This is a genomic window from Streptomyces sp. SA15 (assembly GCF_002291145.1).
Classification (GTDB): domain Bacteria; phylum Actinomycetota; class Actinomycetes; order Streptomycetales; family Streptomycetaceae; genus Streptomyces.
Genome location: NZ_NTGE01000011.1, coordinates 1 through 6,555, shown reverse-complemented (window position 1 = coordinate 6,555; position 6,555 = coordinate 1). Strand labels below are relative to the sequence as shown.

Sequence of the window (6,555 nt, the reverse complement as noted above, 5' to 3'; positions counted from 1 at the left end):
GGGACAGGGGCAGCCCGGGCCGCAGGGGCAGCCCGGGCCGCAGGGACAGCCCGGGCCGCAGGGGCAGCCCGGGCCGCAGGGACAGCCGCCCGCCGGTCCGTACGGCGCTCCTGCCGCGCCCGGCGCTCCCGGCGCGGGTGCGCCGAACCCGTACGCCCAGCAGGCCCACCAGGGCCAGGCTCCGGCCCCCGCTTCCTCCACCCCTGCCTCCGCCCCGACCAAGCCCGAGGACGCCCGATGAGCACCCCCCAGCCCCCGATGCCGCAGGCCGCCGCACCGAACTGGCAGGCTGCTCCCGGACCCTCCTTCCCCACTTACAACTCGCCGATCCCGGTCGTGCGCACGCACCTCGGGCACGCGATCGCCTCCGAGTGGACGAAGATCAGGTCGGTGCGCTCCACGATGTGGACGCTCGGCGTGTTCGTGCTGCTCGTGGTCGGCATCGGGCTGGCGGCCGGCGCGCTGGTCGCCGCCAACTCCTCCCCGGAGAGCCTGGCGCCCGAGAACCCGCTGTCGTTCGGCTTCTTCGGGCTGCTGCTGGGCAGCATGTGCATCATCACGCTCGGCGTGCTGACCACCGCCTCGGAGTACGGCACCGGCATGATCCGCACCACGATGGTGGCCTGCCCCTCCCGGGGCCGGGTCCTCGCGGCGAAGGCCATCGTGTTCTTCTCGGTCGCCTTCGTGGTCACGCTGGCGTCGGCACTCCTCGTCGCCGTGGCGGACGTCGCCCTGCTGGACGGCGCCAGGGAGCCGTCCGGCGGAGAGTGGCTGAAGGGCACGGTCGGCATCTCGCTCTACATCGCGCTGCTCGGCCTGCTCTCGCTCGTCGTCGGCTCGGTGGTCCGGCACTCGGCGGGCGCGATCACCCTCATGATCGGGCTCGTGCTGGCCCCGCTGGTCATCGCGCTGTTCATGTTCTCGGCGTCGCTGGAGAGCCTGCGCGAGGCCCTGGTCGAGTACTCGATCCCGAACCAGCTCAGCGTCTTCTACTCCAACTCCCTCACCGAGTCCGGCCCGTCCGGCTGGGACCCGCTGTGGATCATCCTGGGCGTGACGGCCGCCGCGTTCGCCGGGGCCATCGCGCTGCTGGAGAAGCGGGACGTGTAAGCCCGGGCTGTCATCGGAAGAGCCGTAGGGCTCTCAGAACTTCGGCGCGTTCCTGGACCGCTGCACCCGCGTGGTGCGGCGGTCCTTCGCGTTCCAGCACGCCCTGTGCCAGTGGCGGCGGTCGTCGACGCCCGAGTGCTCGGGCCAGGCCACGACGTGCGGAACGCCGTCCGGAATCATCTGCTCACAGCCCGGGCAGCGGTACGCCTTGCCCTGGGCGCTTGCCCCGGCCACATGGCGCACGCTCCACGCCTCGCCGTGCCAGTCCTCCGTGGACTGCCAGCCGCCGTAGCGGCCGGGACGGTCGTCCTCGGCGCTCCGGCCGGACGAACCGGCTCCCTTGGGTCGGTTGCGACGCGGGGACACAGGACACCTCACGGGGCTATACAGGAAGCACGGGCCGCGTCCAGCCTACGCGGCGCGGACGGGGGTATTCGTACGTCACCAACCGTCACAAGTCTCCTTCCCGAACGACGCATTCTGCAGACAATCCACAAATCTCTTCGCCAAGCCGTGTCCTCGGCACATGTCAGGCGGTTATGCCGGGTGGGGGAGCTCCGCGTCGGAGCCAAGGAAGCAGGAAAAGCACATGCACGTAGGAAGTTTCGTGTTGGCGGCCCAGTTCCCGGGGCAGGGCCAGGGGGAGGCGCTGCACCGCGCGGTCCGCTCGGCCGAGGTCGCGGAGGAGGCGGGGCTCGACTCCGTCTGGCTGGCCGAGCACCACTTCGTTCCGTACGGCACCTGTCCGTCGGCCGTCACCCTGGCCGCGTTACTGCTCGGCCGCACCCGCCGCATCCAGGTCGGCACCGCCGTCAGCGTGCTGCCCACCACCCACCCCGTGGCGCTCGGCGAACAGGCCGCGCTGCTGCACATGACGAGCGGCGGACGCTTCTCCCTCGGCGTCGGCCGCGGCGGCCCATGGGTGGACCTGGAGGTGTTCGGCACGGGTCTGGAGGCGTACGAGACGGGGTTCCCGGAATCACTCGATCTGCTGGTGCGCTGGCTGCGCGAACCCTCCGTCGCGGCGTCCGGCGAGCGCTTCGACTTCCGCGAAGTCGCCGTCGTACCACGGCCGTCGGAGGCCCTGACGGAGACCGCGGGCCCCGAGGTCGTCGTCGCCTGTACGTCCCCGGAGAGTGTGCGGCTGGCCGCCGAACGCGGGCTGCCGATGCTGCTGGGCATGCATGTCGGGGACGAGGAGAAGGCCGAGATGGTCGCCCTCTGGCGGCAACACGCGCGCGCGTCCGGACATCCGCCGGAGCAGGTCCTCGACGCGGCCCATGTGTCGGCGGGCGTCTGCCAGATCGCGGACCGGCGTACGGACGCGGCGGAGACGCTGCTGAAGGCGATGCCGGGATGGCTGAAGCAGGGGCTCGGCGCCCATGTCACGGTGGACGGCCGCGAGCGCCGGATGCGCGACCCGCTGGCGTACACCGAACTGCTCTGCGGACTGCACCCGGTGGGCACTCCACGGCTGTGCGCCGACCGGCTCGCGGCGACCAGCGAGCGGACCGGCGTCTCCCGCTTCGCCCTGCTGGTCGAGGGCTCGGGAGACCTGGCCGCCACCGAGGAGAACGTACGGCGGCTCGGTGCCGAAGTGCTGCCGCACCTCGGCTGAACTGGCTGTACGGCAGGGAGCTTGCCGCTCCGGTACTGAAGCACCTCCCGCGTACGGAGCGGCAAGCCGGCGGCTGTATGCGTCAGCAGTCCCGTAGCTCCGGAGACTGGTTCAGCAGCTGGTTGCGCACCGAGGTGAAGCGGGCCAACGTCTCGTCGACAGAGGAGTCCAACGGGAACACCGCCACCCGGTGGCAGTTCTGGAAGGCCAGCCGCACACCGAAGTGCCGTTGCAGTGCGCCGCGTATCGCGTCACTCGCGAGCGCACGCAGCAGCTGACCGCGTGCCTGCTCGTCCGGCGGGGGCGTCTGGTTGTCGGCGAACTGACCGCCGTCGACCTTCAGCTGGGCCACCAGGGAGCTGATCATCTCCCACGCGTAGGGCAGGGAGGTCCGGACGCAGTCGACGAAGGCAGCTTCGTCGACCTCGCCTCGCTCGGCCTGTTCGAGTAGGGCCGGTGAGACGTCGAGCGACATGGGTTCTCCTCTCGCACCCCCGATCAACGGGGGTTGCCGGACAGATAAGGGGAGTTCGCGCTGTCAAACACGCTGTGTACACATCTCGCGACCTCCCGTTTACTACCGTAAGCAACGGACGGTGACCGCACCAGCAGAATGCGTACATGGGGCAGCCTCATTAGGCACACAATCGGCCACAACCGAACAGGTATGATCTGGGCCGAATCGCGTGCACAGGGGCCCGTCCAGTAGCGTTGCCGACCATGCGTCTCGTCATTGCCCGGTGCTCCGTCGACTACGCGGGCCGGCTCACCGCACACCTGCCCTCGGCCCCCCGCCTGATCCTCGTCAAGGCGGACGGAAGCGTCTCGATCCACGCGGACGACCGGGCCTACAAGCCCCTGAACTGGATGTCGCCGCCTTGCACACTGAAGGAGGGCAGCGGCGAGGATGAGGGCGTCTGGACCGTCATCAACAAGGCGGGCGAGAAGCTCATCATCACGATGGAGGAAGTCCTGCACGACTCCTCGCACGAACTGGGCGTGGATCCCGGCCTGATCAAGGACGGCGTGGAAGCACACCTCCAGGAGCTGCTCGCCGACCGCATCGAGACCCTCGGCGAGGGCTACACGCTCATCCGCCGCGAATACATGACGGCCATCGGGCCGGTCGACATCCTGTGCCGGGACGCGGACGGACAGACCGTCGCAGTCGAGATCAAGCGGCGCGGTGAGATCGACGGCGTCGAGCAACTCACGCGCTACCTGGAGCTGTTGAACCGCGATCCCCATCTCGCCCCGGTCCGCGGCGTCTTCGCCGCGCAGGAGATCAAGCCGCAGGCCCGCGTCCTCGCCACGGACCGCGGCATCGGCTGCCAGGTCCTGGACTACGACGCCCTGCGGGGCATCGAGGACGACAAGCTGCGGCTGTTCTGACGGGGAGTTCAGGTAGTTCGGGTTAGTTCGGTTAGTTCGGGGAGTTCTACGACGTTCAGGGCCCGGTCCGTTGAGAGCGGACCGGGCCCTGCTGTGCCGAACCTCAGATCACGTCGCCGGAGTTGCCGGGCGTTCCCGGGTCGGTGCTCTCCGGGGCGCTCGCCGAGGTGGTCGTCTCCACCGGGGCGCTGGTGGGGGCGGGCCCGCTGGCCGAGTCGGAGGTCGACGGGGCGTCCGTCGGGGGGTCCGACGGATCGTCCGTGGGCGTATCGGTCGGCGTGGTCGTCGGGTCGGTCGGTGTGGGCGTCGGTGTGGGCGTCGGTGGCTTCGACGGAGACGTCGGGGGCTTGGACGGCGACGTCGGCGGCTTCGACGGGGACGTGGTCGGCGGCTTCGGCGACCCACTGCTCGTCCCCTGCGTCCCGCTCGGCTCGTCCGACGGGTCGCTCGGGGTGCCGGTGCCGGTCGGCGTCGGATCGTCCGCCGTCCCGTACGTCCCGTCCGGCCCCGGGTCCGTCGGTTCGCTCGTCGTCGCGCCGGTGTCGCCGGAACCGTCGTCGTCGTTCTCCGCCTTGTCCGCGCCGAGGCTGCCGTCGTCCGCGCCCGGGCTGGCCGACGGGTTGACGCCGACCTGCTCGGACGGCGGGTTGGTGTCGTTGTCGGACGTGGCGCCGAGCGTCACCACCGTGCCGAGCACGGCCACGAGCAGCGCGCCCGCGCCGGCCGCCACGAGGTTGCGCCGGGCGAATCCCCTGAGGCCTCCCCGAGCCTTGTGCGTCGACGAGGACGACGAAGAGGAAGCGGTGGGCACGGTCGACGAGGACGACGACGCCGAGGCCTGGTAGGTGACCAAGGTGGACGTGTCGGCGGGCCGCTGGAGCTGGGGGAACGGCGCCGGTACGCCGCCCGGCGGCGACTGCGACTCCTCGTACCGGGCGTCCGGCACCTCCTCCCCCGCGGTGGCGGCGAGGCCGGGAACGGTGCCCGAGCGGTCGGCCACCAGGGCCAGCGCCCGGCGCCCTGCGACAGTGCCGCGCTTGTCGGCGAGGGCGCCGCGCAGCCCGATGGAGGCCTCCAACTCGGCGCGGGCCCGGTCGAACTGGCCGCCGCACAGCGCGAGGATGCCCAACTCGTGGTGGAAATAGGCTTGTTCCGAGACCTCCCCGGCGAGCCGGGCGGCCTCCGCGCCGGACCGCAGCGCCCGCTCCCAGGCACTCCAGTGCCCGCCCGCGGCGAACGCGGGCGCCGCCGTGCGGGCCAGCTGCACGGTGGGGCTCTCCTCGCCCTCCGCGGGCGCTGTCGTGGCCGGCACCAGGACGCCGAGGGCGGCCAGCAGGGCGTCCGCCTCGGCGCACACACGCTCCGGTGTGACCGAGGGATGTCCGGCCCACCAGCCGTAGTGCTGGGCGGCGGCGAGGGCGCGGGCCTCGATGTCGTCGGCGTATCCGGCGGCCTCCAGCTGGGTCTGCACACCGGCGGCGAGCCGGTAGCGGGCGCCGACCGGGGAGACCAGCCCGCAGTCGGCCAGCTCGCCGAGCGCGGCGTCCGCGTGGGTGTCGCCGACCAGCGCGGGCAGATGCGCCTGGTGCGGCACCTCGCCGCCGAGCACGACGGCGAACCGCAGGGTGGCGCGCGCCGACTCGCTCAGCCGGGCGGCGAGCAGCGGGGCGGGCGCGGCGGCCTCGCCGAGGGACGGCAGCGGTACGTCCTCGCCCTCGTCCGCGTCGTAGGGGGCGTCGACCGGAATGTCGAAGGGAGGCGCGTCCGCGAAGACACCGAACTCGTCGACGGCCTCCACGCCGGCCCGCATCCGGTCACGCTGCCGCAGCAGGGCCCCGGCCTGGACGAAGCGCAGCGGCAGACCCTCGGACTCGAACCAGAGGTCGCCCGCCCAATTGGACTCCTCCTCGGTGAGCACGCGGCCCACCGCGCGTTCGAGGAGTTCCAGGCCGTCGGCCCGCTCCAGCCCACTGAGGAAGACCTCTTCGATCGCGGACTCGGTGGACGGGGCGGGCACGTCGGGCGTGGCCGCGATCAGGAAGGCGCACTCGGGGGTGGCGTCCAGCAGTTCGTCGAGCGCGGCGCCGCCGAACTCGATGTCGTCGAGGACGACGACCGCGCCGATCTCCCGTACGTACCCGAGCAACTCGTCCCTTCCCGGGCGGTGCAGGGGCGCGTTGTGGACGGCGTAGAAGAGGTCGTACAGCAGATCGCTCGGCGTGCGGTGGAAGCCACTGAGGCGGATGACGCCGTCGGGTGCGAGGTCCGAGCAGTCCTCGGCGACGACGTCGAGGAGGCTGGTGCGGCCGGAGCCGGCCGGGCCGGTCAGGCGTACGGAGCGGCCGCGGGCGAGCAGCCGTACCAGGCGCTCGCGCTCGTCCTGGCGGGCCAGGAGCGGCAGCGTGGGCCGGCCCGGCCCGGGGGGCACGGGCGGC

At 71.9% G+C, this 6,555-nt stretch carries 6 protein-coding genes; 3 read left to right on the top strand and 3 right to left on the bottom strand.

Features of this window, described 5'->3' with window-relative positions; all coding sequences use genetic code 11:
* Positions 1-237 precede the first annotated feature (237 nt).
* A complete protein-coding gene (locus CLM62_RS01345; RefSeq protein WP_095748038.1) occupies positions 238-1,110 on the top strand; it encodes an ABC transporter permease subunit in 873 nt (290 codons plus the stop codon).
* 33 nt (positions 1,111-1,143) lie between these two features.
* Here CLM62_RS01345 and CLM62_RS01340 read toward each other — a convergent pair whose 3' ends face one another.
* Entirely contained in the window at positions 1,144-1,476 is a 333-nt protein-coding gene (locus tag CLM62_RS01340; protein ID WP_095748037.1) for an ATP/GTP-binding protein, read from the bottom strand.
* Positions 1,477-1,699: 223 nt separating this feature from the next.
* Between CLM62_RS01340 and CLM62_RS01335 the strand changes: the two genes are divergently transcribed.
* A complete protein-coding gene (locus tag CLM62_RS01335; protein ID WP_095748036.1) occupies positions 1,700-2,728 on the top strand; it encodes an LLM class flavin-dependent oxidoreductase in 1,029 nt (342 codons plus the stop codon).
* 82 nt (positions 2,729-2,810) lie between these two features.
* Here the strand turns inward: CLM62_RS01335 and CLM62_RS01330 are convergent, their stop codons facing one another.
* A complete protein-coding gene (locus CLM62_RS01330) occupies positions 2,811-3,203 on the bottom strand; it encodes an SCO5389 family protein (RefSeq protein ID WP_095748035.1) in 393 nt (130 codons plus the stop codon).
* 245 nt (positions 3,204-3,448) lie between these two features.
* On the opposite strand from CLM62_RS01330, the gene nucS reads away from it, so the two are divergent.
* Complete coding sequence (gene nucS / locus CLM62_RS01325; protein WP_095748034.1) at positions 3,449-4,120, top strand: endonuclease NucS; 672 nt, start codon at positions 3,449-3,451, stop codon at positions 4,118-4,120.
* 103 nt (positions 4,121-4,223) lie between these two features.
* On the opposite strand, the gene CLM62_RS01320 is transcribed toward nucS, so the two are convergent.
* On the bottom strand, positions 4,224-6,555 hold a 2,332-nt coding region (locus CLM62_RS01320), incomplete at its 5' end, for an ATP-binding protein (protein WP_095748033.1).

Coding starts and splice junctions, on each gene's coding strand:
- CLM62_RS01345 (WP_095748038.1), top strand. CDS start 238: ATGAGCACCCCCCAGCCCCCGATGCCGCAGGCCGCCGCACCGAACTGG.
- CLM62_RS01335 (WP_095748036.1), top strand. CDS start 1,700: ATGCACGTAGGAAGTTTCGTGTTGGCGGCCCAGTTCCCGGGGCAGGGC.
- CLM62_RS01330 (WP_095748035.1), bottom strand. CDS start 3,203: ATGTCGCTCGACGTCTCACCGGCCCTACTCGAACAGGCCGAGCGAGGC.
- nucS (WP_095748034.1), top strand. CDS start 3,449: ATGCGTCTCGTCATTGCCCGGTGCTCCGTCGACTACGCGGGCCGGCTC.